Genomic DNA, 23,327 nt, shown 5'->3' on the forward strand with positions numbered 1-23,327 from the left:
ATGGCCAAATCGACCCGGCGCACCTTCCTGACGGCATCCGCGGCGGCCGTGGCCGCCCCGCTGGCAGTTCCGGCGGCAGTTCCGGCGGCGGCGAGCGGCCGCGGTAAGGCCGGCCCCGAGCTCCGCGCGATCCTCCGCGAGATCGACCCGGACCGGATCCGGGCGATCGTCGAGCGCCTCGTCGCGTTCGGCACCCGGCACACGTTGTCGGCACAGGACGACCCGGTGCGGGGGATCGGCGCGGCTCGGGACTGGATCTTCGCGGAGCTGCAGTCGTACGCGGCCGCCTCGGGCGGCCGGATGACCGTGGAGCTGGACTCGTTCATCCAGCCGGTGTCCAACCGGATCCCGGTGCCGACCCGGATCACCAACGTGGTGGCGACCCTGCGCGGCAGCGTCACGCCCGAGCGGGTCTACGTGGTGACCGGGCACTACGACTCGCGCGTCACCGACGTGATGGATGCGACCAGCGATGCGCCGGGGGCCGACGACGACGCTTCCGGCGTTGCCGTGATCATGGAGTTGGCCCGGGTGCTCGCCGCGCGTACGCCGGAAGCGACTTTGATCTTTGCCGCGGTGGCCGGCGAGGAGCAGGGCTTGTACGGGTCCGACCATCTCGCCCAGAAATACAAGGACGCCGGCACCGACATCCAGGCGATGTTCAGCAACGACATCGTGGGCACCGGCGACGCGCACGACGGCACCCGCCCCAGCAACCGGACCGTGCGGCTCTTCGTCGAGGGCGTGCCCACCTCGGAGACCGCGGCCGAGGCGACCACCCGCAAGAGCGTGGGCGGCGAAAATGACGGCCCGTCGCGGCAACTGGGCCGGTTCGTCAAGGAGGTCGAGCCCGACGGCATGACCGTGCGGGAGATCTGGCGGCGCGACCGTTACCTGCGCGGCAGCGACCACATCTCGTTCCTGCTGCGTGGCTATCCGGCGGCCCGCTTCACCGAGCCCCGGGAAAACTTCAACCACGAACATCAGGATGTACGGGTGGAGGACGGCGTCCAGTACGGCGACCTGATCGAGTTCTGCGACTTCGAATACATCGCCCGGGTGGCCCGGGTGAACGCGGCCGCGCTCTGGTCGCTCTCACAGGCGCCCGGCACCCCGAAGGGGGTGGTGATCGACACCACCCAGCTCACCAACGAGACCACGCTGCGCTGGCAGGTGGGCACCGAACCGGACCTGGCCGGCTACGAGTTGGTGTGGCGGGAGACCACCGCGCCGGCCTGGACCCACTCCCGGGCGGTCGGCAAGGTCGGCACCGTCACCGTCGACATCTCCAAGGACAACGTGTTCTTCGGCATCCGGGCGGTCGACACCGACGGCCATCGCAGCCCGGTGGCCGCCCCCAAACCGGGTTGATGCTGGCCGGGAAGTGACACGATGTTGACCATGACGGTCGACTACACGGTCCGGTTGCGCTTCGGGGACAACTCGCGGGCCGCCGCCACGCATACGAACCTGTCCGCGGTGCGGCTCGACGGCTCCGTGCTCTGGATCGCCGGCGACGAGACCGCGACCGTGGAGCGCCTGCTCGCCGACAACCCGGAGCGGGCCGCCGAGTTCGCCGACGAGACCACGTTCCGGCTGGCCGACTTCGTCGATCTGCCCGGCGTCGACGCCGACGAGGAGGCCGACGTCGAGGGGCTGGCCCGGCACGGCAACTTCCTGTGGGCGGTCGGCTCGCACAGTCTGCGCCGCAAGCAGATCAAGGAGCGGCACGCGGGTTCCAAGGCGCTGCGCCGGCTCGCCCGGGTGGAAGGACAGGAAAACCGGCAGATTCTCGTACGCCTGCCGATCGCCGACGTGGACGGCGTGCCCACCCCGGTGCGCGAGGCGGTCTTCGACGGCGAACGGCACCACGCGGCCGCCCTGGGCCGGCGCGACGACATCCGGTCGCTGCTGCGCGACGACGAGCACCTGGCCCGGTTCCTGCCCATCCCCGGCAAGGACAACGGGCTGGACATCGAGGGCATCGCGGTCCGCGGCGACCGGGTCTACCTGGGGCTGCGCGGGCCGGTGCTGCGCGGCTGGGCGTTCGTGCTGGAACTGCGCCCGTACGTGGACCCGGCCACCCCGCACCGGCTGCGGCTGCACGAGTTCGAGGACGGTTTGCTCTACCGCAAGCACGTGCTCGACCTCGACGGCCTGGGCGTGCGCGACCTGTGCCCGTGCGGCGACGACCTGCTGGTGCTGGCCGGGCCGACCATGGACCTGGACGGCCCGGTCCGGATCTACCGCTGGCACGGCGCCTACCGGTCCGAACAGCCGTCGATCGTCCGCGGCGGCCTGCTGTCCCGCGAACTCGAACTGACCTACGGCGAGGGCGACGACCACGCCGAGGGACTGAGCCTGCTCGGCGAGGACCGGGTGCTGGTGGTCTACGACAGCCCGGCCCCGATCCGCCTCACCGACGACGGCGCGGTGATCGCCGACGTGCTCCGGCTGCCCCGTTAGCCCTGCACCGAGCGGTAGTAGGCGATCTTGCCGCGGATGTGGTCGCGCTGGCGCAGCAGCGTGGTGATCCGCTCCTCCACGTCGCGGTCGTGCTCCTCGAGCAGCGCGATCCGCTCGGCGATCGTGCCCGCGTCCCGGGTCAGCTCGGCGAACTCGCGCATCCGGGCGATCGGCATGCCGGTGTCGCGCAGGCAGCGCAGGATCTCCAGCCAGCCGATGTCGTCCTCGTGGTACTGCCGCTGGCCGCCCGAGGTGCGGGCCACGCCGTCGAGCAACCCGATCTTCTCGTAGTAGCGCAGCGTGTCCAGCGTGAAGCCGGTCTTCTCGACGACCTGTCCGGGGGTGTAGGTGGGCATGCCGTCACATTACGTCGACCGGGGTGCCGTTCGGGGGGCGCCCGAGGAGCGCGGCCGCGTCCCCGCCGCGGAGCAGCAGTTCGTAGAACGGGCGGCCCCAACCGGAACTGCCCGGCGCGAACGACATCCGGCCGGCCGGCACCGCGAACACGCCGTCGGTCACGGTCGCCTCGGCGGTGGCCGCGCCGATCCGCACCCGGACCGTGCTGCCGACCGGCGCCGGCGGCTCGTGCCAGGAGGTCTTGAGGTTGCCGTAGCCGTCGGTCCAGACCACCGCGCGCTCCGGCGCCGGCGGCACGGCCAATTCGACGCCGAGCAGGTCGTCGCCCCGGGCCAGCGCGGCGACCGCGGCCGGGAAGACGTCCCGGGAGCGGAACTGCGACCCGCAGTCGGCGACCTTCACGGCCCGGACCGGCACCCCCGCGCCGGCCAGGAACGACATGGTCGCGCCGGCCGCCACGCCCACCACCAGAGCGCCGGACGCCAGCCGGGCGGCGGCCAGCGGCTCGCCCGCGTTGTCGGTCCGGGCGTCCGCCTCGTCCTGGCGGGGTGCCACGTTCGCGTACACGATCCGGTCGCCCGGCCCGTCACCCAGCGCGAGCTGCGCCACGCAGAAGCCGGCACCGACCGTGTCGAACGGGCGCACCGGCAGGTCGGTCACCTGGGCCTGCGGCAGGAGCGTGGCGAACCGCTGGCGCACCTCGGCGAACGCGAGGTCACCGACGCCGTAGTCGGCGACCACCGTGAGCAGCATGTGCGCAGATTAGCGAGATTTGACCAGGCGCCGGGCGTGGTCGCGCTCCTGCGACTCGATCCGGCTACAGCCCGCGGTCACCACCTGCCAGTCGCCGGTGGCCAGCGCCGCGCCGATCCGGCGGCGCACCTCGGCGACCCGGTGCGGCTCGGTCGCGTACAGGATCCGCAGTCGCACCGTGCCGCCGTCGCGGGTGGCGGCGGTGGCGTGCGGGGCGAGCGGGCAGGGCGGCTCGTGCTCCCAGTGCCCGCACAGCGCCGTGGTGATCGCACCGCCCGGGGCGCGCTCGTCGGCGCCGGCGGGCATCTCCAGCACCGCGTCATGGGCGTACGCCAGTCGCATCAGTCGATGGTATGCCCGCCGTTGACGGTGATCCGCTCGCCGGTCACGAACCGGGCGGCGTCCGAGGCCACGAAGGCGACCACGTCGGCCACCTCCTCCGGGGTGCCCATCCGGCGCAGCGGGATGTCGGCCAGGTAGTCGCCGCTGTTCTCGGCGGTGATCGTGCCGTGCCGCTCCACCGGGATCCAGCCCGGCGCCACGATGTTCACGGTCACGCCGTACCGGCCCAGCTCGCGCGCCCAGGTGCGGGCCAGCCCGATCTGGGCACCCTTGGCCGCGTTGTAGGCCGAGGCGCCGGGCAGCGCCCGCTCGAACGAGTCGGTGCCGATGTGGACGAACCGCCCGCCGCCCAGCCGGCGCATGTGCGGCAGCGTGGCCCGCATCAGCAGCGTCGGGCTCTTGACGAAGAACACCAGCTGGTCGAGATGCTGCTCCCAGGTCACCTCGTCGGCGGCGATCTTGGGCTGCGGCCCGGTGGCGTTCGCGACGACCGCCTGCACCGGCCCCAGCTCGGCCTCGACCGCGGCGGCCAGGTCGCGTACCTCGTCCTCGTCGGTCACATCGGCCCGGAACGCGGCCGCCCGGCCACCCTCCGCGGTGATGCCGGCCACCACCTGAGCGGCTCCGTCCGGGTCGGACCGGTAGTTGACCGCCACCGGCCACCCGTCCGCCGCCAGCCGCCGGCAGATGTGCGCACCCAGCCCCCGCGAGGCCCCGGTCACCAGGGCACTGCCCGTAATCGTCACCCGCCGACCGTACCCCTTGATCCGTGGCAGGCTGGGGCTTCCCTAGTCCGCAGTGGGCCGGCGCACCGGCTGACCGGGGCCGGCCCGCGGAGCGCCGCGGGCCGGCCGGCTTCCAGACTATGCGCCGCGCAGTGCGGCGCCGAAGCGGGACGCCACCGCGGACACCGCCGCGTCGCGTGCTGCCAGGGCCTCGTCCGAGGTCAGCGTGCGGTCCGGGGCGCGGAAGGTCAGCTTGTAGGCCAGGGACTTCTTGCCCTCGCCCAACTGCTCCGCCTCGTACACGTCAAAAAGCGCGACCGACTCCAGCAGCTCGCCCGCGCCCTGGGTGAGCGCCCTCTCCACCTCGGCCGCCGGGACCGTGCGGTCGAGCACCAGCGCCACGTCGATCAGCGCCGGTGGAAAGGCCGAGATCCGGCGGCCCTGGACCACGGGTGCGTCCGGGATCACGTTCAGGTCGAGTTCCAGGACGCTGGTGCGCTTGGGCAGTTCGAGCGCGGACACGACCGCCGGGTGCAACTCGCCCGCGTACCCGATCACCGCATCGTCCACCGCGACCGCCGCGCACCGGCCGGGGTGCCACGGCGCCCGCTCGGCCGCCGCCACCGTGACCCGGTCGGCCGAGATGCCGGCCGCGGACAGTGCGATCCGGGCCGCCTCGACCGCGTCCGCCCAGGTGGCCGCGCGACCGGGACCCCACCAGCCGGACGGCTCGAGCTCGCCGGTGACCGCCACCGCCAGATGCCACGGCTGGCTCGGCACGAACGCGTTCGCGGTCGACCAGTCCTCGTCGGCCGGGCGGCGGTCGACGCCCATGGCCGGCGGCGGGGCGGCCGCGAGCCGGGGCTGGAAGACCGTGCCGATCTCGTACAGCGCCAGGTCGCGCCGGCCCCGGCTCAGGTTGCGCTTCAGCGTGGCGAGCAGCGGCGGCAGCAGCGACGTGCGCAGCAGCGGCTCCTCCTCGGAGAGCGGGTTGGTCAGCCGAACCGCGCTGCGGCGCTCGTCGTCCGGCGGGTAGCCGAGCAGGTCGGCCACGCCGGGCGTCACGAACGGGTAGGACAGCACCTCGGTCCAGCCGTTCTCGGCCAGCGCGCGGCCGACCGTGCGGCGGCGGCGCTGTGCGGCCGTGATGCCGCTGCCACCACGGGCCGGCGGCAGCAGGCTGGGGATGTCGTTGTAACCGCCGAGCCGGGCCACCTCCTCGACCAGGTCGATCGGCGCGAGCAGGTCGGGCCGCCAGGTCGGCGGGGTGACCTCGAACGGTGCGACGCCGGTGACCGTGCAGCCGATCCGGCTGAGCAGGTCGACGACGCGATCGGCCGGGTACGGCACGCCGATCCGCTGGGCCGGCAGCGCCGGGTCGAGGTGGATCACCGCGGGCGGGCGTACGTAATCCAGGTCGAGGATCCGCTCGTCGACCGTGCCGCCCGCGTACGTGGTCAGGATTTGCACTGCTCTTTCCAGCGCGGCCAGGGTGAGGCTCGGGTCGACGCCGCGCTCCCAGCGCTTGGCGGCCTCGCTGAAAAGCTTGTGGCGGCGGGCGGTGCGGCCCACCATCACCGGGTCCCAGTGCGCGGCCTCGAGCAGCACGTCCACCGTGTCCGGCTGCCACTCGCTGGTCTCGCCGCCCATCACCGCGGCCAGCGAGATCGGGCCGGTGTCGTCGCAGATCACCATGTCCTCGGCGTCGAGCGCGCGGGCCACGCCGTCCAGGGTGGTCAGCTTTTCGCCGGGACGGGAGCGGCGCACCACCAGCGGGCCGCTGATCCGGTTGAGGTCGAACACGTGCATCGGCTGGCCGAGTTCGAGCATCAGGTAGTTGGTGATGTCGACCGGCAGCGAGATGGTCCGGATCCCGGCCGCGGTGAGCCGGCGCCGCATCCACTCGGGCGACGGCGCGTCCGGGTTGATGCCGCGCACCACCCGGGCGGTGAAGCGGTCGCAGCCCACGGTGTCCTCGACCGTCACCGGGTGCGGTACATCGGTGGTTCCGCCGGGTGCGTCGATTTTCGCCGGGTCCGTGTACGCGGCGTCGAAGGCGTACGACAATTCCCGGGCGATGCCGCGCAGGCTCATCTGGTAGCCCCGGTCCGGGGTGATCTCCACCTCGATCAGCACGTCGTCGAGGCCGACCACCGGACGGGCGTCCGCGCCGGGCGACGCCGCACCGGCCGGCAGCACGATGATGCCGGAGTGGTCGTCGCCCAGCCCGAGCTCGCGCGCCGAACAGATCATGCCGTTCGAGTTGCGGCCGTACGTCTTGCGCGCCCCGATCCGGAAGCCGCCGGGCAGTTCCCCGCCGGGCAGGATCACCGGCACCAGGTCGCCCTCGGCGAAGTTGCGGGCACCGCAGACGATTTCCTGCGGCTCGGCCCGGCCGACGTCGACCCGGCAGAACCGGATCGGCTTCTTGAACCCGGTCAGCTCCTCGATGGTCAGCACCCGGCCGACCACCAGGTCGCCCTTGACGACGGCACCCTGATCGACGATCGACTCGACCTCGAGGCCCAGGTTGGTGAGCGCGTTGTCGAGTGCCTCGGCGGTGATCCCGGCGGGCAGCTCGACGTATTCGCGCAGCCACGACAGCGAAGTACGCATATGTCTCAGACCACCATTTCCATAAGTCGTCTCCGCTCCGCTACGCCGACATGCCGAAGTTAGCGGTGAACCGGACGTCGCCCTCGACGAGATCGCGCATGTCGCCGACGCCGTTGCGGAACATCAGGGTGCGGTCGACGCCCATCCCGAACGCGAACCCGGAGTAGCGGTCCGGGTCGATGCCACACGCGGTCAGCACCCGCGGGTTGACCATGCCGCAGCCGCCCCACTCGACCCAGCGCGGCCCGTCGCGGTGCTCGGCGAACCACACGTCGAACTCGGCGCTCGGCTCGGTGAACGGGAAGTAGTGCGGCCGCCAGCGGGTGCGCGCGTCCGGCCCGAACATCGCCTTGGCGAAGTGGTCGAGCGTGCCGCGCAGGTGGGCCATGGTGATGCCCTCGTCGACCACGAGTCCCTCGATCTGGTGGAAGACCGGGCTGTGCGTGGCGTCCAGTTCGTCCGAGCGGTAGACCCGGCCCGGGCAGACCACATAGATGGGTGGCTGCCGGGTGAGCATGGTGCGCACCTGGCCGGGCGAGGTGTGCGTGCGCATCACGAGGCCGGGCAGGTCCACGTAGAACGTGTCCATCGAGCCGCGGACCGGGTTGTCGGGTCCGATGTTGAGCGCGTCGAAGTTGGCCCACTCGAGCTCCAGCTCGGGACCCTCCACGACGTCGTAGCCCATCCCGGCGAACAGGTCGCCCATGTGCTCCATGAGCGTGGTCAGCGGGTGCCGGGCGCCGCGCGGGCGACGGTTCCACGGGAGGGTGACGTCGACCCGCTCCTCGACCAGCACCCGGGCGGCCCGTTCCAGTTCCAGGTCGGCGGCGCGCGAGTCGAAGGCGGCCTGGATGGACTGCCGAGCCTCGTTCACCCGCTTGCCGGCGTCGGACTTGGCGGCCGGCGGCAGCGAGCCGATCTCGCGGCGGGCCAGCGACACCGGTGCCCGGTCGCCCAGGTGGGCCGGCTTCAGCGCGCCGAGCGCGTCCAGGTCGGCGGCGGCGCGGAACGCCTCGGCCGCGTCCGCGACGGCCTGCGCCAGCGCGTCGGGCGAGAGCAGGGCAGCCTGCTTCGGGTCATATGGATCGTTGCGGTAGGACATTGTCTCCCTCACACCGGACTGAGCCATCGGGCAGTGTACGGACGCGCGGCTTTACCGCAGCCCGCCGGTCAGGGAGTGGAAACGCGCAGAGATCAGATCCGGCGCCCGCGACCAGCGGGCCGGCTAAACAACTTCCTCGGACCTGGCATGGCGTCAGCATACCCGGTCACGGGTGGACCGCGACGACGATGCCACCCGCGCGCGCCACCGGCTCGTCCATCCCGGCGAGCGCGGATCCGGCCTGCTCCAGCGGTATGACGGCACCGACCAGCCGGCGCGGATCGAGCCGGCCCGCGACGATGAGGTCGAGCATCGGCGGGTAGTCCACCGCGGCCATCCCGTGCGAGCCGCGGATCTCCAGTTCGTGTGCCACCACCAGATCCCACGGCAGCGGCGTCCGGGCGTCGTCCCCGAGCATCAGCCCGACCTGTACGTGCCGCCCTCCACGCCGCAGGCTGCGCACCGACGCGAGCGCGGTCCCCGCCGACCCGAACGCGTCGATGGCCACGTCGGCCTCCCCGGCAATCGCTGACGAGAACGCCTCCGCGCTGGGTCGCGCCTCGGCGCCCAGTTCGGCGGCGAGAGCCAGCGCCGCCGGTGACGGATCCACCGCCAGCACCCGGGCTCCCAGCGCCACCCCGATCATGACGGCCGACAGGCCCACTCCCCCGCAGCCGAAGACGGCCACCGTCGATCCGGCGCCCACCCCGCGCAGCGCCCGGAAGGCGGTCGCGAACCGGCAGCCCAGCGACGCCGCCGCCACGAAGTCGATGGCGTCGGGCAGCCGGACCAGGTTCGTGTCCGCCGCGCGCACCACGACCAATTCCGCGAATGATCCCGGATGGGTGAAGCCCGGCTGCGTCTGCGAAGGGCACACCTGTGCCGCCCCCGAAACGCAGTAGTCGCACCGCCCGCACCCGTTGACGAACGGCGCCGTCACCCGGTCACCGACCGCGAACCCGCCAACGTCCGCCCCGACCTCGGCGATCACCCCGGCGAACTCGTGCCCCGGAACATGCGGCAGTGACACCGGGTCATGTCCGCGCCAGGCGTGCCAGTCCGAGCGGCACACCCCGGAGGCCCGCACCGCGATCACCGCACCGTCCGGCGGGCACTCCGGAGCCGGCACGTCCCGCCACTCCGGTGGTGCCCCGATCGCGTCGTAGACCTGCGCCTTCACCGATGCGCCCGGGCCGACGCGTACAGACAGACCGCGGCCGCCGCGGCCAGGTTGAGGCTCTCCGCACCACCGTAGATCGGCACCCGCACCTGCCGGTCGGCCGCGTCCAGCAACTCCCGCGGCAGCCCGTGCGCCTCCGACCCGAACAGCCACGCGGTCGGCCCGGCCAACACACCGTCGTCCAGCAGCGTGTCCAGGTCATCGGCGCCGTATCCGCTGGTCGCGAGCACCTGCAACCCGGCCGCGCGCAGCTCGCCGACCACGTCCAGCCCGGTCCGCACCACGTCGACGTGGAACAGCGACCCGGCCGAAGCCCGCACACACTTGCCGTTGTAGGGGTCGACCGCCGTCCCCGCAAAGATCACCGCGCCGGCCCCCGCCGCGTCCGCGGTCCGCAGCACCGTCCCCGCGTTACCCGGGTCCCGGATCTCCGCGGCCACCGCTACCAGCCGTGGCCCCTTGGCCAGCGCCTCGCTGAGCGTGACGTCGACCTGCTCACACACCGCCACCAGCCCCTGCGGCTGCACGGTCTCGGTGAGCGCTTCGAGCGCGTCCTCGGTGACCGCGGAGGCAACCGGCGCCTGCAACGCGAGATCACCGTGCCGGACCAGTGCGGCCTCGGTCCCGAACAGCTCGACCACCACCCCCGCGGCGAGCGCTTCGCGCACCGCCTGCGGACCTTCGGCCAGAAATCGCCCACCCTGGTCGCGGTCCTTGCGCTTCTGCAAACGCCGGGCCGCGACAATGCGAGGAGTACGCGTGGTAAATGTCATCAAACGCAACGCCGATCGTTCCGTGGTCTTCGGCCGGCTGGTTGATCAGTCCGGCTCCCCGGCCGTTGTGGATTTGCGGCGAGGTGGCGCGCTAGTTCCACAGATCCTGCCTACCCGCCGACCGTAATTCCAGATCTTGCGGCGCCGCTGTCCCGGCCGCACCGCCAGATCTGCACCTGCCGGGCGGCGGCGTGGGTGTGGGCTGCGGGTGGGTGCCGCTGGCGTCGAAACGGGCGCCCTCCATGCTTGTGGAGAGCGCCCGTTTCGGACGGTGCAGGGGTCAGGCAGCCTGGGCGGCAGCGCCGCCGGTGCCCTCGGCCGCCACGGCGGCACGCGCAATCTCGACGATGGCCGCGAAGGCGGTGGCGTCGTTCACGGCCAGGTCGGCCAGGATCTTGCGGTCCACCTCGACACCCGCGAGCCGCAGGCCCTGGATGAGGCGGTTGTAGGTCATGCCGTTGGCCCGGGCGCCCGCGTTGATGCGCGTGATCCACAGCTGGCGGAAGTCGCCCTTGCGGTCACGGCGGTCGCGGTACGCGTACTGCATCGAGTGCAGCACCTGCTCCTTGGCCTTGCGGTAGAGCCGCGAGCGCTGACCGCGGTAACCGCTCGCGGTCTCGAGCAGGGTACGACGCTTCTTCTGGGCGTTTACAGCCCGCTTGACGCGTGCCATTTCAGTACTCCTAACAGGGGAACGTGTGTGGCGCGCGCGTCAGCGGCCCAGCAGCTTCTTCACTCGCTTGGTGTCGGCCTTGGCCACTACGACCGTGCCGGTCATCCGGCGGGTGACCTTGGAGGCCTTGCCCTCCAGCAGGTGGCGCTTACCGGCCTGCTCCCGGACGATCTTGCCGGAGCCGGTGACCTTCACCCGCTTGCCCGTGCCGGCGTGCGGCTTGAACTTAGGCACTTGGAGCCTCTTTCTGATCTTTCCGCGCGGCCGGGGCCGTTACGGAAAAGCTTGTCTACTCTGCGGTGGTGTCGGTGGCTTCGGCCGCGGGCGGCTCGGCACCATCGCCCTCGCGCGGCTCCCGCGGCGGACGCGCGTTGGCGGCGACCGTCGCAGCAGCTGCTGCCTTGGTGGCCCGATGCGGGGCCAGCACCATGATCATGTTTCGGCCGTCCTGCTTCGGGCTGGCCTCGACGAAGCCCAGTTCCGAGATCTCCTCGCTGAGCCGGCGCAGGAGCCGGAAACCCAGCTCGGGGCGGCTCTGCTCACGACCGCGGAACATGATCGTCACCTTGACCTTGTCGCCCGCCTTGAGGAACCGCACCACGTGACCTTTCTTGGTCTCGTAGTCGTGCGGGTCGATCTTCGGCCGGAGCTTCATTTCCTTGATGACGGTCTGCTGCTGGTTACGCCGCGCCTCGCGGGCCTTCAGTGCGCTCTCGTACTTGAACTTGCCGAAGTCCATGAGCTTGCACACCGGCGGCCGCGCCATCGGAGCAACCTCGACCAGGTCCAGGTCGACGTCCGCGGCCAGCTGGAGAGCGCGCTCGAGCGGGACGATGCCCACCTGCTCACCCTCGGGGCCGACCAGTCGGACCTCACGTGCCCGGATCTGTTCGTTAACGCGTGGTTCGACGCTGATGGGGCCTCCTCAGAAAGTGCTTATGTGGCGCACCCGCGGCACCTGACCGCGGGAACGTGCCAATGTCGGTCGGCCCCGGGCGCCCCCTGCTGCGGGATGCCGGGAAAGCAGAAGGCCCCGGCGCATGCTGTGCAGCGCATGCCGGGGCCCGCTCGACCGGTCATCGGCGCCCATGAGGACGCACCCCGGGCCCCGGATCATCCCCCGAAGGGAATCGGCCGGAGCCGGGTGACCGGACCCGGCCGTCCAATGACGGCGGGGTGGGAACCAGCGGGCTCCTCTTTCGCGCTCGCGCTTCAACAGAGGCGCGGGCGTGGTCGACTGCCGGAAAGTCTATCAGGCGTCGACGGCCGCCGAATGCAGGGCCCGAAGTGCGCGGACGCCCTCCACCGCGTAGTCCTTGTCGGCCGCCTGGAGGGCGTGGATCGACACCTGTTCGTCGTCGTGCAGCTCGAGCTGGGCCCACGGCGAGTTCCGGTCGAACCGCACCCGCCGCACCACCGACCAGGGCAGGTCGTACCCGCCCACGACGTTGCGGATCCGGATGTGCTCGGCGTCGGCGATCACCCGGGGCCGGCAGAACGCGAGGATGCCGAGCGCGAGCAGCACGCCCAGGCCGATCATCGCGGTCTGGTCGCCCCGGGCGAACTGGCCCGAGTTGCCGAACCCGGCCGAGCCCTGGAGGCCGAAGCTCATCGTGGTGAACAGCACCAGGACACCGGCCGCGGCCGGGCCGGCGACCCAACGGATCTTCTTGGGCCGGTACGTCACCGTCGTCTCCACGGCCATAAGGCTACAACCGGCAGTTCGCGATATCGGTGACCAGGATGGCCCGGGCCCCCAGCTCGTACAGCTCGTCCATCACCCGGTGCACGTCGGCGCGCTTGACCATGGCCTCGACCGCCACCCAGCCCTCGCGCTGCAGCGGCGACACGGTCGGCGACTCGATGCCCGGGGTCAGCGCGGTGGCGTTGTCGAGCAGCGAGGCCGGTACGTCGTAGGCCAGCATCACGTAGCTGCGGGCGACCAGCACACCCTGGAGCCGGCGCAGCAACTGGGCCGCGCCGGGCGGGGCGGCCTGCGGACGGCCGATCAGGATGGCCGACGAGTGCAGCAGCGGGTCGCCGAACGTGACCAGACCGGCCTGACGCAGCGTCGCCCCGGTTTCGACCACGTCCGCGATCAGGTCCGCCACACCGAGCCGGACCGCGTTCTCGACGGCGCCGTCCAGGCGTACGACATCTGCTTTGAGGTCTTTCTCGGCCAGATAGCGCTCCACCACGCCCGGGTAGGCGGTGGCGATCCGGCGTCCGCCGATCTGCTCGCCCGCGCCGATCGAGCCGGGCGTCGCGGCCCAGCGGAAGGTGGCGCCGGCGAAGTTCAGGTCGAGCAGTTCTTCGGCCGGAACTCCGGAGTCGACCAGCAGGTCCCGGCCGGTGATGCCCAGGTCGAGGTCGCCGGTGCCGACGTAGGTGGCGATGTCGCGGGGACGCAGGTAGAAGAACTCGACGTTGTTGGCGTCGTCCCGGCAGACGAGGTCCTTGGGGTCGGTGCGCTGGCGGTAACCGGCGTCGCGCAGCATCTGCGAGGCCGGCTGGGACAGGGTTCCCTTGTTGGGAACGGCGATGCGCAGCATCGGACGTGCTCCTTCGAGTTATCGCGGGGAATCGGCGAAGAGGGGCACGTCACAGATGTCGATACACGTCCTCGAGCTTCAGTCCGGTCGCGATCATCAGGACCTGGGCCTGGTAGAGCAGCTGGGAGATCTCCTCGGCGGCCCGCTCGGGGCCCTCGTGCTCGGCGGCCATCCAGGACTCGGCCGCCTCCTCGACGACCTTCTTCCCGATGAAGTGGACCCCGCGCTCCAGGGCCACGACGGTGGACGAGCCCTCGGGGCGGGTCACCGCCTTCTCCTGCAGCTCGGCGAACAGCTCTTCGAACGTCTTCACGGGCGCCATTGTGACAACTCATTACGGTGTGACGACGAACGGCCCCACCAGCTGGGACGTGGCCTAGGCTGCCCGCATGGTCAGCCGAAACACCCTCACCACTGTCGGTGGCGTGGCCTTGCTGCTCGCCGCCGTCACGGGCTGCGCCCCCGCCGACGAGGCCGCCGCCCCGACCACGTCCGCCTCCCCCTCCGCAGACGTTTGTGCAGCTGGCACCCTGTCCACCAAGACGACCGGCAAGCTCACGGTGGGCACCGACAACCCCGCCTACGGGCCCTGGTTCAGTGACAACAAGCCGAGCAACGGCAAGGGTTTCGAGTCGGCCGTGGCCTACGCGGTGGCCCAGCAACTCGGCTTCCCTGCCGAGAACGTGACCTGGGTTTCTGTGACGTTCAACAACGCGATCGCGCCCGGTCCCAAGGATTTCGACTTCGACATCAACCAGTTCTCGATCACCGAGGACCGCCGTAAGGCCATCGACTTCTCCTCGCCGTACTACCTGGTCCGGCAGACCGTGATCAGCACCAAGGGCTCGAAGATCGCCGGCGCCACCTCACTGGCCGACCTCAAGTCCGCCAAGCTGGGCGCCCAGGTCGGCACCACCAGCTACCAGGCGATCACCGACCTGATCAAGCCAAGCGCCACACCGCAGGTCTACAACAACAACGACGACGCCAAGGCCGCGCTGGTCAACGGCACGGTGGACGGCATCGTGGTGGATCTGCCGACCGCGTTCTACATGACCGCGGCCGAACTGGACAACGGCGTGATCGTCGGCCAGCTGCCGCAGGTGGGCGTGCCCGAGCAGTTCGGGCTGGTGCTCGACAAGGGCTCCCCGCTGACCGGCTGCGTCAGCCAGGCGGTCGACAAGCTGCGCCAGGACGGCACCCTCGCCGTACTGGAAAAGACCTGGTTGGCCGGCACCGCGGGAGCACCGGAACTGCAGTGACAGATTTCCACCGCCCGAGTGACATCCAACGCGAACGGATCGCCTACCGGAAACGGCAGGCGATCCGTTCCGTCTTGCTCGCGGCCCTCTCCACCGCCGTGGTCGGCACGCTTCTCGGCGTGCTGGTCACCGGAGCGCCGGGTTGGCAACGGGTCCGGCAATCGTTCTTCGATCCCGAGGTGGCGCGGCGCTTCCTGCCGTCCATCCTCGAAGGACTGTGGCTCAACATCCGGATGCTGGTCTTCTGCGCGGCCGCGGCGCTCGCGCTGGGCCTGCTCATCGCGGTTCTGCGTACGCTGCGCGGCCCGGTGTTCTTTCCGGTCCGCGCGCTGGCCACGCTCTACACGTACTCGTTCCGCGGTCTCCCGCTGATCATCGTGATCTACCTGTTCGCGTTCGGCATCCCCGGTCTGCGCCTGCAAGGAACGCCCAGCGTGACCGTCCTCGGTGGCGCGGCCATCGTGATCGTCTATGGCGCCTATCTGGCCGAGGTGTTCCGCGCCGGCATCGAGTCGGTGCACCCCAGCCAGGTGGCCGCGGCCCGGTCGCTGGGCCTGAGCTACCGCCAGTCGATGCGCTTCGTGGTGCTGCCGCAGGCCGTCCGCCGGGTCGCTCCGCCGCTGCTCAACGACACCGTGGCCCTCCAGAAGGACGTGGGCCTGATCTCGCTGGCCGGCCCGATCGACGCCATCCGTGCGGCCCAGATCGGCGTCGCACAAACCGCAAACTTCACGCCGTACGTGGTGGCAGGTGTCCTCTTTGTCCTGCTGGCGCTCCCGCTGATCGCGATCACCGACTGGGTCACGCTGCGCGCCGCCCGCCGCCAGAACGCGGGAACGTGATGTTGCTCACCTGCCACGACGTTCGGAAGACCTTCGGCGCCAACCTGGTCCTCGACAACCTGGGCCTGGCGGTCGGCGAACACGAGGTGGTGGCCCTGATCGGCGCCTCCGGCTCGGGCAAGTCCACCCTGCTGCGCTGTATCAACCTGCTGACCGAGATCGACGACGGCACGATATCGCTGGACGACGAGGACATCACCGACCCCCGGGCAAACCCCGATCTCGTACGCCGGAAGATCGGTCTCGTCTTCCAGTCCTACAACCTGTTTCCGCACAGGACGGTGCTGGACAACATCACCCTGGCCCCGGTACGCGTGCACGGCCGCTCCCCCGCCGACGCCCGCGACCAGGCGACCGAGTGGCTGGACCGGGTGGGCCTGGCCGACAAGGCGAAGGCGTACCCGGATCGCCTGTCCGGCGGCCAGCAGCAGCGGGTGGCGATCGTGCGCGCCCTGGTCAACGAACCCCGCCTGCTCCTGCTGGACGAGGTCACCTCGGCGCTCGACCCGGAACTGGTGGGCGAGGTCCTCACCATGATCCGCAACCTGAAGTCCGACGGCATGACCATGCTGATCGCCACCCACGAGATGGGCTTCGCCCGCCAGGTGGCCGACCGGGTGGCCTTCCTGGACCGGGGCCGGGTGCTGGAGGAAGGCCCACCGGCCCAGGTCCTGGGTGACCCGGTGGAAGCCCGGACCCGCCAGTTCCTGGCCCGGATCATCGAGGCCGGCCGACTGTAATCCTCGCCGGGTCGGATCACCGACGCTCGCGTGCCTGCGGCCCGGCGGGATGGCACAGTCGGTCGGGCGGGCACGGGGGTGAACCGCCACACGGGAGGCGGCCCTGCGCTCCAGCGGGGAGGCAATGCTGTGCGCCATCGCACGCCCATCGTCCTGGCACTGGCCGCAACGCTGCTGGCGTCCGCCGGCGCGATCCCGGCCGCCGCGACCGCACCACCCGCCCTCCGGCTGACCGCGGCCACCGTGTTGACCCTCGGCGCCGCCGTCGATCTGCGCTACATGGTGTTCTGCGCGCCCGCGGCCACCTTCACGGTGTCGGTGACGCTCGCCCAGCGAACCGGCAGGCGGGTGGCCACCGCCACCGGCGAGACCGAGGCCACCTGCACCGCTCAGGCCCAGAGTGTGCTGCTGAACGCGGTCCCGACGACCCCGAGCGCCACCTTCCGCCCCGGCAGCGCCACCGCAACCGCCCACCTGCGAGTCGCCGCGGACCGGCCGATCGAGGTCCGCCACACCACAAAGCGCCGCCTGGTCGCCGGCTCCCCCACACCCACCGCCGCCGACCCGAGGGTCGTCCGGGCGACGCTCATTCGCAGCGGCGACACGGCCCAGGTCGAACTGCGTCTGACCTGCCCGTCCGGACTCGCCGGGCGGCAGAACGCCGGCCTCTACCAGGGCAACCGCGGCCGCGTGGCGACCGGCTGGGGCAGCGCCGACCTGACCTGCACCGGCGTACCGCAACGCGTGCTGGTGACCGTGCAGCGTGACGTGACGGGTGAGCCGTTCACGCTGGGCCCGGCGATGGTCGACGCCCGCGCCTGGGGCTGTGCCGGCGGTGACTGCTTCGCCGCCCGGCCCTGGCTCGTCTTTCCCCTCACCCGATAGATCCCCGGGCCGGCTGGCTGCGGGGGGATGCGCCGGCCGGCCTGGGTCTCACCTCAGGGCTTCCCCACCTCGCGCAGCACCAGCGCGGCGTCCAGCGCCGCCACCGTGCTCTGCCAGCCCTTGTCCTCGATCGAGTCCTCCAGCCCGGCGCGGTCGCGGGCCTGGCCGAGGCTCTGCACGGTGAGCACGCCGTGCGCCACCGGGGTGCGCTCGTCCAGGGCCACCCGGGTCAGACCCGCGGTCACGGAGTCGCACACGTACTCGAAATGCGCTGTTTCGCCCTTGATCACGACGCCGATCGCCACCACCGCGTCGCAGCGCTGGGCCAGTGCCTGCGCCACCACGGGCAACTCGACCGTGCCGGCCACCCTGGTCACCACCACGTCGGTCACGCCGCAGGCCTCGGCCGCGGCCTTCGACCGTTCGATGATGTGGTCGACCAGGTCGGCGTGCCAGCGCGCGCCGACGATGCCCAGCCGCAGGCCCGCGGCGTCGACGGTCTGCATGTGCGGGTCACCAAAGCCAGCCATCACTGCCCCCTTTTTCCTGCATTTTCCTCGTTTACCGGCTGAATGTCTGGCGGTTAGCCGAGGGCCTCGAACAGGTGGCCCATCCGGTCCCGCTTGGTGCGCAGGTAACGCACGTTTTCGGGGAACAGTCGCACCGGCAGCGCCTCCCGTCCGGTGATCGTCAGGCCGTAGCCCAGCAGGCCCGCCCGCTTCGCCGGGTTGTTGGTGAGCAGCCGCATCGAGCGCACGCCCAGGTCGTACAGGATCTGCGCGCCGGTGCCGTAGTCCCGGGCATCCGCCGGCAGCCCCAGCTCGAGGTTCGCGTCCACCGTGTCGAAGCCGCGGTCCTGAAGCTGGTACGCCTGCAGCTTGTGCAGCAGTCCGATCCCCCGGCCCTCGTGCCCGCGCATGTAGAGCACCACCCCGCGCCCGGCCTCGGCCACCCGGTGCAGGGCGGCGTCCAGCTGCGGGCCGCAGTCGCAGCGCTTCGAGCCGAACACGTCGCCGGTCAGGCACTCGGAGTGCACCCGCACCAGCACGTCCGCGCCGTCGCCCAGGTCGCCGAAGACCAGCGCCACGTGCTCCGCCCCGTCGACCTCGGCGCGGTAGCCGACCGCGGTGAAGTCGCCGTGCTCGGTCGGCAGCTTGGTCTCCACCACCCGCACCACCTGGCGCTCCCGCTCCCGCCGGTAGGCCACCAGGTCGGCGATGGTGATCAGCGCCAGGTCGTGCTCGATCGCGAACTTCTCCAGGTCGGGGCGGCGCTGCATGGTGCCGTCGTCGTTGACCATCTCGCACAGCACCCCGGCGGGACGCAGCCCGGCCAGCTCGGCCAGGTCGATGGCGGCCTCGGTGTGGCCCGGGCGGCGCAGCACCCCGCCGGCCTTGGCGCGCAGCGGCACCACGTGGCCGGGACGGGTCAGGTCGGTGGGCCGGGTGTCGGCGCCGGCCAGCAGCCGCAGCGTGCGGGCCCGGTCGGCGGCCGAGATGCCGGTGCTCACGCCCTCGCTGGCGTCCACCGCCACGGCGTACGCGGTCCCTCGCCGGTCCTGGTTGGTGTGGTACATCGGCGGCAGGTCGAGGCGGTCGGCCTCCTCCTCGGTGATCGGCGCGCAGATGTAGCCCGACGTGTAGCGGACCATGAACGCGACCAGTTCGGGGGTCGCCTTCTCGGCCGCGAAGATCAGGTCACCCTCGTTCTCGCGATCCTCGTCGTCGACCACGATCACCGGCCGGCCGGCGGCGATGTCCGCGATCGCCCTTTCGATGTCCTCAAACATGGCGCGCTCCCAGCATCTTCTCCACGTACTTGGCGATCACGTCGACCTCGAGGTTCACCGGGTCGCCGACGGCTTTCGAGCCCAGGACGGTCAGCTTCGCGGTGGTGGGGATCATCCCGATGCGGAACGACGCGTCATCGACCGCCATCACGGTCAGCGACACCCCGTCCACGGTGATCGAGCCCTTCTCCACCACGTATTTCGCGAGGGCCGGCGGCAGCGAGAACCGCACCACCTCCCACTCGTCGGCCGGCTCCCGGCCGGTGATCTCGGCGACCCCGTCCACGTGCCCCTGCACCAGGTGCCCGCCGAGCCGGCTGCCCAGGGCGGCGGCGCGTTCCAGGTTGACCTGGCTGCCGGCCCGCAGCGTGCGCAACGACGACCGGCGTAGCGTCTCGCCCATCACGTCGGCCGTGAACACCCCGCCGACGTTGTCGATCACGGTGAGACAGACGCCGTTGACCGCGATCGAGTCGCCGTGCCGGGCGTCGGAGGTGACGACGGGCCCGCGGACCGCGATGACGGCCGAGTCGCCGCCCCCGTCGGTGAGGCGCACAACCTCGCCCAGTTCCTCGATGATGCCGGTGAACATCAGGGCTCCTTCTGGTCGGATGGCTTCTGCCGGAGCGACGCGGTGAAGCGCAGGTCGGGGCCGATCTGCGCGATGTCGGTGAGATCGAGTTCGAACGCGTCGCCGATCGTGCCCACGCCCGCGTCGACCAGGGCGGTCTTGCCGGCGCCCAGCAGCTTCGGCGCCACGTAGCCGATCACCTGATCGACCAGCCCCGCCGCCAGGAAGGAGCCGGCCAGCGTCGGCCCGCCCTCCAGCAGCACCGACCGGATCCCCCGGCCGAACAGCGCGCCGAGCAGCGCGTTCAGGTCGACGCGGCCATCCGGCCCGGCGCCGACCTCGCGGTTGGTCACGATCCAGGTGGGTGCGGCCACGTCGTTCACTCGCGCTTTTTCGGGGGTACGCCCGTACGAGTCGACCACGACCCGCAGCGGCTGCTTGATGGCGAGCGTGCCGTCCCGCAGGTCGCGCACGGTCAGTTGCGGGTCGTCCGCGATCACCGTGCCCACGCCCACCATGATCGCGTCCATGGTGCCGCGCAGCAGGTGCACGTCCGACCGGGCCGGCGCCGAGGTGATCCACTGGCTGGTGCCGTCCGCGGCGGCCGAGCGCCCGTCCAGCGTGGCGGCAAATTTCCAGGTCACGTACGGGCGGCCCCGGCGCACCGCGGTCAGCCAGGCCACGTTCCCCTCCTCGGCCTCGCGGCGGCGAATCCCGGTCTCGACGTTGACCCCCGCGGCCCGCAGCGTGGTGGCGCCCCCGGCCGCGACCGGCGTCGGATCGTCCACCGCGATCACCACCCGCCGCACCCCCGCGTTGATCAGCGCGTGGCTGCACGGCCCGGTACGCCCGGTGTGGTTGCACGGCTCGAGGGTGACCACCGCGGTGCCGCCCCGGGCCCGCTGACCGGCTTGGGCCAGCGCGACGATCTCGGCGTGCGGCCCACCCGCGTACGCGTGAAAGCCCTCGCCGACCACCTCGCCCTCGACATCGAGCAGCAGGCAGCCCACCACCGGATTGGGGCTGGTCGTGCCGAGGCCCCGGGCGGCGAGCGCAATTGCGCGGCGCATCGCCTCGTCCTCGGTCACCATCCGCGTCTTCCTCTCGCACGGCACAGTTCACGCGCCAAGGAAGTGGGATCAAACGCCGGGAATCGGACACACGGGTACGCTGCGCGCACCCCGGTCGACAGCACGCCAAGCGAGCCCTCGGTCCGATTCCGCGCGCTGTCTCCCATCCGGACTGTCTGACCGGCGGCGTAGTGCCGCAATCGATCAACCGTCGGCCCCGGAGTCTCACCAGGTCCACCGTCCGTCAGTTGCAACGTCCGGGTCGCGGGCTTACCAGCACAAACGTGCCAGATCACCGCCGGTTCGGAATTTCACCGAGTCCCGCCAGCGCGTGGTGGGTCACCCCCGAGTCTGTCACGCGCGATCGTCTTTGCAACCTCCGCGCGAGCCACGTCACAGCCCCAACCGGCCGTTCCCCTTCCCCCAGCCGCCATAACCCCAGCTCAAGCCCCACCCCAACCGCCAAGCCAAGTAGGCCCGATCAAAGCCGACGGCCGCCAGAGCCGACGGGGCCGGCGCCGTAGCGGGCCGGCTGGCAGCAGCCTGGCAGGCAAGCTGGCGGGCTGGGGCAGGCGGGCTGGCAGGCGGGCGGGCAGGCGGGCGGGCGGGCAGGCGGGCGGGCGGGCGGGCCGATGTCCGATAAATACGGCCTTACCGGACGCGATGGGACTGGATAGACATCCCCGAACAGCAGATCGACCACATCGCGTTGCCGACAAGCGCAAGCGGGGACGTATGCGGCCAAAAGGCCTCGGCGATCCCCGAACTGCCGGGCGGGACCTGACATCGCGACGCGCAAGGCCTGAACCGCCCGCGCCGGAGCGCGCGTGACGGAAGGCGTGCGTGGGGCCCCGCTCGGGGTTCGCTATTCCTCGGCCTCGGCGGCGCCTCGGCGGCGGTCGATGGCTACGTAGGAGCCGGGCTGGGACTTGGCTACCTTTTTCATTTCGGAGGCCACCGCGATCACCACCCGCGGGTCGGTGAATCTGCGGCCGTCGACCGTTGCCTGGGCCACGCCGATCGACAGCGTTACCAGGGCGGCGCGGTTTTTGTTGCCTCGGCGGTCGGGGACCTCAATGTAGCCTCGTTCGGCATCCGAGGGGTCGTACAGCTGGTCGGCGGCCTGTTCGAAGTCGGTCACCGTGCGCTTGGTCAGGGGCAGCACCTGGTCGGGGGTGCAGATGAAGACGAAGTCGTCGCCGCCGATGTGGCCCAGGAAGATGGACGGCGGGCCGACCACCGTCACCGCCTTGTGCAGGCAGCGGGCCAGCGCCGTGATGAACTCGTCGCCGCGGTCGAAACCGTAGACGTCGTTGACGCTCTTGAAGCGATCGACGTCGATGTAGCCGACCGAGTATTCGCCGCCGGCCTTCATCCGGTCGGCGATCTCGCGGCGGACGCGGGCGTTGCCGGGCAGGCCGGTCAGCGGGGAGACCTCGCGGAACTCCTTGTTGCGGCGCAGCGTGGAGTCGACCCGGGCGATCAGCTCGGCGGTGTCGAAGGGTTTGACCAGGTAGTCGTCGACGCCCGCGGTCAGGCCCACGACCTTGTCGACCGTCATGCTCTTGGCGGTCAGCATGATCACCGGGAGGGCCGAGCTGAGCGGCTCGGCGCGCAGTTTGCGGGTCAGCTCGACGCCGTCCATGCGGGGCATCATCCAGTCGACCACGGCCAGGTCGGGACGGCGGTTTTCCATCACCTCGAGCGCGTCCTGGCCGTCCCGGGCGCGGATCACCTCGTACCCGTGCATTTTGAGGTTGAATTCGACGAAGCCCGCGATGTCCTGGTCGTCGTCGACCACCAGGATGAGATCGGGCCGGTCCTCGGGCTCCGGTCCCAGGTCATCCTCGGTGTGCCGCACCACGCCGGTGCTCATCCAGTTCCTCCCCGCCGAACGCTTACCGCCGGAACGCGTCAATCATGCGTCGGCGCAGCGCTGAGGGCCAGTGCCCGCAGGCGCCGGATCGCCTCGGCCGGGTCGTGCGCGCCGTAGACCGCGGTGCCCGCCACGAACGCGTCCGCACCCGCCTCGGCCGCCTGCTCGATGGTGTCGGCCGCGATCCCGCCGTCCACCTCGAGGCGCACCTCCAGCTCCTTCGCGGTGATCCGGCGGCGCACGTCGCGCACCTTGGCCAGCATCTCGGGCAGGAACTTCTGCCCGCCGAAGCCGGCCTTGATGGTCATGATCAGCACGGTGTCCACATAGGGAAGCAGTTCGAGGTACGGCTCCACGGGGGTGTCCCGGTCGATCGCGAGCCCGGCCTTGGCGCCCGCCGCGCGCAGGGTGCGGGCCAGCGCGACCGGGTCGTCGCAGGCCTCGGCGTGGAAGGTCACGTTGTACGCGCCGGCTTCCGCGTACCCGGGGGCCCAGCGCTCCGGGTCGGCGATCATCAGGTGCACGTCGAACGGGATGCTCGTCGCTTTGCGCAGGCTCTGCACCACCGGCAGGCCGATCGTCAGGTTCGGCACGAAGTGGTTGTCCATGACGTCCACGTGCACCCAGTCGGCCGCACCCTCGATGGCGTGCACCTCGTCGGCGAGACGGGCGAAATCGGCGGCCAGAATGCTGGGGGCGATGATCGCAGCGGGTTCCACGGCTTGAAGTCTAGGGCGCCCGAGTCGGCGGGTT

The 23,327-nt window shown here is 71.3% G+C and carries 26 protein-coding genes and 1 riboswitch; of the genes, 6 read left to right on the plus strand and 20 right to left on the minus strand.

Annotated elements, in window-relative coordinates:
• Together Ari01nite_RS00245 and Ari01nite_RS00250 are read left to right on the plus strand one after the other, a co-directional pair.
• Entirely contained in the window at positions 1-1,371 is a 1,371-nt protein-coding gene (locus Ari01nite_RS00245) for a M20/M25/M40 family metallo-hydrolase (RefSeq protein ID WP_203778355.1), read from the plus strand.
• Between the two features lie 30 nt (positions 1,372-1,401).
• Complete coding sequence (locus tag Ari01nite_RS00250) at positions 1,402-2,466, plus strand: DUF3616 domain-containing protein (RefSeq protein ID WP_203778356.1); 1,065 nt, start codon at positions 1,402-1,404, stop codon at positions 2,464-2,466.
• On the opposite strand, the gene Ari01nite_RS00255 is transcribed toward Ari01nite_RS00250, so the two are convergent.
• The 14 genes from Ari01nite_RS00255 to Ari01nite_RS00320 all read right to left on the minus strand — a co-directional run bounded on the left by Ari01nite_RS00255 (position 2,463) and on the right by Ari01nite_RS00320 (position 13,852).
• On the minus strand, positions 2,463-2,822 hold the full coding sequence (locus Ari01nite_RS00255; RefSeq protein WP_203778357.1) for a MerR family transcriptional regulator: 360 nt from the start codon (positions 2,820-2,822) through the stop codon (positions 2,463-2,465). The two genes, Ari01nite_RS00250 and Ari01nite_RS00255, sit on opposite strands and share 4 nt — an antisense overlap.
• 4 nt (positions 2,823-2,826) lie before the next feature.
• Positions 2,827-3,576: an SAM-dependent chlorinase/fluorinase gene (locus Ari01nite_RS00260; RefSeq protein WP_203778358.1), complete on the minus strand. Its 750-nt coding sequence runs from the start codon at positions 3,574-3,576 to the stop codon at positions 2,827-2,829.
• Positions 3,577-3,585: 9 nt separating this feature from the next.
• Entirely contained in the window at positions 3,586-3,918 is a 333-nt protein-coding gene (locus Ari01nite_RS00265; RefSeq protein ID WP_203778359.1) for a hypothetical protein, read from the minus strand.
• Positions 3,918-4,664: an SDR family oxidoreductase gene (locus Ari01nite_RS00270; protein WP_239162367.1), complete on the minus strand. Its 747-nt coding sequence runs from the start codon at positions 4,662-4,664 to the stop codon at positions 3,918-3,920. Before Ari01nite_RS00270 ends, Ari01nite_RS00265 begins: the two co-directional genes overlap by 1 nt.
• A gap of 117 nt (positions 4,665-4,781) precedes the next feature.
• On the minus strand, positions 4,782-7,259 hold the full coding sequence (gene pheT / locus Ari01nite_RS00275; protein ID WP_203778360.1) for a phenylalanine--tRNA ligase subunit beta: 2,478 nt from the start codon (positions 7,257-7,259) through the stop codon (positions 4,782-4,784).
• Positions 7,260-7,299: 40 nt separating this feature from the next.
• On the minus strand, positions 7,300-8,361 hold the full coding sequence (locus Ari01nite_RS00280) for a phenylalanine--tRNA ligase subunit alpha (RefSeq protein WP_203778361.1): 1,062 nt from the start codon (positions 8,359-8,361) through the stop codon (positions 7,300-7,302).
• 166 nt (positions 8,362-8,527) lie between these two features.
• Complete coding sequence (locus tag Ari01nite_RS00285; protein ID WP_203778362.1) at positions 8,528-9,541, minus strand: alcohol dehydrogenase catalytic domain-containing protein; 1,014 nt, start codon at positions 9,539-9,541, stop codon at positions 8,528-8,530.
• Complete coding sequence (locus Ari01nite_RS00290) at positions 9,538-10,314, minus strand: TrmH family RNA methyltransferase (protein WP_203778363.1); 777 nt, start codon at positions 10,312-10,314, stop codon at positions 9,538-9,540. The genes Ari01nite_RS00285 and Ari01nite_RS00290 overlap by 4 nt, the downstream gene beginning before the upstream one ends.
• 280 nt (positions 10,315-10,594) lie before the next feature.
• Positions 10,595-10,987, minus strand: coding sequence for a 50S ribosomal protein L20 (gene rplT / locus Ari01nite_RS00295; RefSeq protein WP_203778364.1), 393 nt, complete (start codon positions 10,985-10,987; stop codon positions 10,595-10,597).
• A 39-nt stretch (positions 10,988-11,026) separates the two neighbouring features.
• A complete protein-coding gene (rpmI, locus tag Ari01nite_RS00300) occupies positions 11,027-11,221 on the minus strand; it encodes a 50S ribosomal protein L35 (protein ID WP_203778365.1) in 195 nt (64 codons plus the stop codon).
• A gap of 55 nt (positions 11,222-11,276) precedes the next feature.
• Positions 11,277-11,903 carry a translation initiation factor IF-3 gene (infC, locus tag Ari01nite_RS00305; RefSeq protein WP_203778648.1) on the minus strand — a complete coding sequence of 209 codons (627 nt, stop codon included), beginning with the start codon at positions 11,901-11,903 and terminating at the stop codon, positions 11,277-11,279.
• Positions 11,904-12,239: 336 nt separating this feature from the next.
• On the minus strand, positions 12,240-12,692 hold the full coding sequence (locus tag Ari01nite_RS00310; protein ID WP_203778366.1) for a PH domain-containing protein: 453 nt from the start codon (positions 12,690-12,692) through the stop codon (positions 12,240-12,242).
• Positions 12,693-12,696: 4 nt separating this feature from the next.
• Positions 12,697-13,539 carry an ATP phosphoribosyltransferase gene (gene hisG / locus Ari01nite_RS00315; RefSeq protein WP_203778367.1) on the minus strand — a complete coding sequence of 281 codons (843 nt, stop codon included), beginning with the start codon at positions 13,537-13,539 and terminating at the stop codon, positions 12,697-12,699.
• Between the two features lie 49 nt (positions 13,540-13,588).
• Positions 13,589-13,852, minus strand: a complete 264-nt coding sequence (locus tag Ari01nite_RS00320; protein ID WP_203778368.1) for a phosphoribosyl-ATP diphosphatase — start codon at positions 13,850-13,852, stop codon at positions 13,589-13,591.
• Positions 13,853-13,928: 76 nt separating this feature from the next.
• Here Ari01nite_RS00320 and Ari01nite_RS00325 point away from each other — a divergent pair, with 76 nt between their 5' ends.
• The 4 genes from Ari01nite_RS00325 (at position 13,929) to Ari01nite_RS00340 (ending at position 17,268) form a co-directional block, all read left to right on the plus strand.
• Positions 13,929-14,801, plus strand: coding sequence for an ABC transporter substrate-binding protein (locus Ari01nite_RS00325; RefSeq protein ID WP_203778369.1), 873 nt, complete (start codon positions 13,929-13,931; stop codon positions 14,799-14,801).
• A complete protein-coding gene (locus Ari01nite_RS00330; RefSeq protein ID WP_203778370.1) occupies positions 14,798-15,643 on the plus strand; it encodes an amino acid ABC transporter permease in 846 nt (281 codons plus the stop codon). The genes Ari01nite_RS00325 and Ari01nite_RS00330 overlap by 4 nt, the downstream gene beginning before the upstream one ends.
• Entirely contained in the window at positions 15,643-16,383 is a 741-nt protein-coding gene (locus Ari01nite_RS00335) for an amino acid ABC transporter ATP-binding protein (RefSeq protein ID WP_203778650.1), read from the plus strand. The genes Ari01nite_RS00330 and Ari01nite_RS00335 overlap by 1 nt, the downstream gene beginning before the upstream one ends.
• A 129-nt stretch (positions 16,384-16,512) precedes the next feature.
• Entirely contained in the window at positions 16,513-17,268 is a 756-nt protein-coding gene (locus tag Ari01nite_RS00340; protein WP_203778371.1) for a hypothetical protein, read from the plus strand.
• Between the two features lie 53 nt (positions 17,269-17,321).
• Here Ari01nite_RS00340 and ribH read toward each other — a convergent pair whose 3' ends face one another.
• The 6 genes from ribH to rpe all read right to left on the minus strand — a co-directional run bounded on the left by ribH (position 17,322) and on the right by rpe (position 23,293).
• Positions 17,322-17,798: a 6,7-dimethyl-8-ribityllumazine synthase gene (ribH, locus tag Ari01nite_RS00345; RefSeq protein ID WP_203778372.1), complete on the minus strand. Its 477-nt coding sequence runs from the start codon at positions 17,796-17,798 to the stop codon at positions 17,322-17,324.
• A gap of 53 nt (positions 17,799-17,851) precedes the next feature.
• Positions 17,852-19,057: a bifunctional 3,4-dihydroxy-2-butanone-4-phosphate synthase/GTP cyclohydrolase II gene (locus tag Ari01nite_RS00350; protein ID WP_203778373.1), complete on the minus strand. Its 1,206-nt coding sequence runs from the start codon at positions 19,055-19,057 to the stop codon at positions 17,852-17,854.
• Complete coding sequence (locus Ari01nite_RS00355; protein ID WP_203778374.1) at positions 19,050-19,649, minus strand: riboflavin synthase; 600 nt, start codon at positions 19,647-19,649, stop codon at positions 19,050-19,052. The genes Ari01nite_RS00350 and Ari01nite_RS00355 overlap by 8 nt, the downstream gene beginning before the upstream one ends.
• Complete coding sequence (ribD, locus tag Ari01nite_RS00360; protein WP_203778375.1) at positions 19,649-20,719, minus strand: bifunctional diaminohydroxyphosphoribosylaminopyrimidine deaminase/5-amino-6-(5-phosphoribosylamino)uracil reductase RibD; 1,071 nt, start codon at positions 20,717-20,719, stop codon at positions 19,649-19,651. The genes Ari01nite_RS00355 and ribD overlap by 1 nt, the downstream gene beginning before the upstream one ends.
• A gap of 130 nt (positions 20,720-20,849) precedes the next feature.
• Positions 20,850-21,031: riboswitch (FMN riboswitch) on the minus strand.
• A gap of 532 nt (positions 21,032-21,563) precedes the next feature.
• The gene (locus Ari01nite_RS00365; protein WP_203778376.1) at positions 21,564-22,574 is read right to left on the minus strand and encodes a GGDEF domain-containing response regulator; all 1,011 of its coding nucleotides are present in this window, start codon (positions 22,572-22,574) and stop codon (positions 21,564-21,566) included.
• A gap of 38 nt (positions 22,575-22,612) precedes the next feature.
• Positions 22,613-23,293 (minus strand): ribulose-phosphate 3-epimerase, encoded by a 681-nt coding sequence (gene rpe, locus Ari01nite_RS00370; protein ID WP_203778377.1) that lies wholly within the window; start codon positions 23,291-23,293, stop codon positions 22,613-22,615.
• Positions 23,294-23,327: the final 34 nt, after the last annotated feature.

The organism is Paractinoplanes rishiriensis (assembly GCF_016862375.1).
Taxonomy (GTDB): domain Bacteria; phylum Actinomycetota; class Actinomycetes; order Mycobacteriales; family Micromonosporaceae; genus Actinoplanes; species Actinoplanes rishiriensis.

Excerpts from the sequence above, each read along its gene's own strand:
- Ari01nite_RS00350 (WP_203778373.1), bottom strand. The coding sequence starts at position 19,057 with ATGTTTGAGGACATCGAAAGGGCGATCGCGGACATCGCCGCCGGCCGG.
- Ari01nite_RS00255 (WP_203778357.1), bottom strand. The coding sequence starts at position 2,822 with ATGCCCACCTACACCCCCGGACAGGTCGTCGAGAAGACCGGCTTCACG.
- Ari01nite_RS00245 (WP_203778355.1), top strand. The coding sequence starts at position 1 with ATGGCCAAATCGACCCGGCGCACCTTCCTGACGGCATCCGCGGCGGCC.
- Ari01nite_RS00265 (WP_203778359.1), bottom strand. The coding sequence starts at position 3,918 with ATGCGACTGGCGTACGCCCATGACGCGGTGCTGGAGATGCCCGCCGGC.
- Ari01nite_RS00325 (WP_203778369.1), top strand. The coding sequence starts at position 13,929 with ATGGTCAGCCGAAACACCCTCACCACTGTCGGTGGCGTGGCCTTGCTG.
- Ari01nite_RS00310 (WP_203778366.1), bottom strand. The coding sequence starts at position 12,692 with ATGGCCGTGGAGACGACGGTGACGTACCGGCCCAAGAAGATCCGTTGG.
- Ari01nite_RS00335 (WP_203778650.1), top strand. The coding sequence starts at position 15,643 with ATGTTGCTCACCTGCCACGACGTTCGGAAGACCTTCGGCGCCAACCTG.
- Ari01nite_RS00250 (WP_203778356.1), top strand. The coding sequence starts at position 1,402 with ATGACGGTCGACTACACGGTCCGGTTGCGCTTCGGGGACAACTCGCGG.
- rplT (WP_203778364.1), bottom strand. The coding sequence starts at position 10,987 with ATGGCACGCGTCAAGCGGGCTGTAAACGCCCAGAAGAAGCGTCGTACC.
- pheT (WP_203778360.1), bottom strand. The coding sequence starts at position 7,259 with ATGCGTACTTCGCTGTCGTGGCTGCGCGAATACGTCGAGCTGCCCGCC.
- hisG (WP_203778367.1), bottom strand. The coding sequence starts at position 13,539 with ATGCTGCGCATCGCCGTTCCCAACAAGGGAACCCTGTCCCAGCCGGCC.
- Ari01nite_RS00280 (WP_203778361.1), bottom strand. The coding sequence starts at position 8,361 with ATGTCCTACCGCAACGATCCATATGACCCGAAGCAGGCTGCCCTGCTC.
- ribH (WP_203778372.1), bottom strand. The coding sequence starts at position 17,798 with ATGGCTGGCTTTGGTGACCCGCACATGCAGACCGTCGACGCCGCGGGC.
- ribD (WP_203778375.1), bottom strand. The coding sequence starts at position 20,719 with ATGGTGACCGAGGACGAGGCGATGCGCCGCGCAATTGCGCTCGCCGCC.
- Ari01nite_RS00290 (WP_203778363.1), bottom strand. The coding sequence starts at position 10,314 with ATGACATTTACCACGCGTACTCCTCGCATTGTCGCGGCCCGGCGTTTG.
- Ari01nite_RS00260 (WP_203778358.1), bottom strand. The coding sequence starts at position 3,576 with ATGCTGCTCACGGTGGTCGCCGACTACGGCGTCGGTGACCTCGCGTTC.
- Ari01nite_RS00355 (WP_203778374.1), bottom strand. The coding sequence starts at position 19,649 with ATGTTCACCGGCATCATCGAGGAACTGGGCGAGGTTGTGCGCCTCACC.
- Ari01nite_RS00365 (WP_203778376.1), bottom strand. The coding sequence starts at position 22,574 with ATGAGCACCGGCGTGGTGCGGCACACCGAGGATGACCTGGGACCGGAG.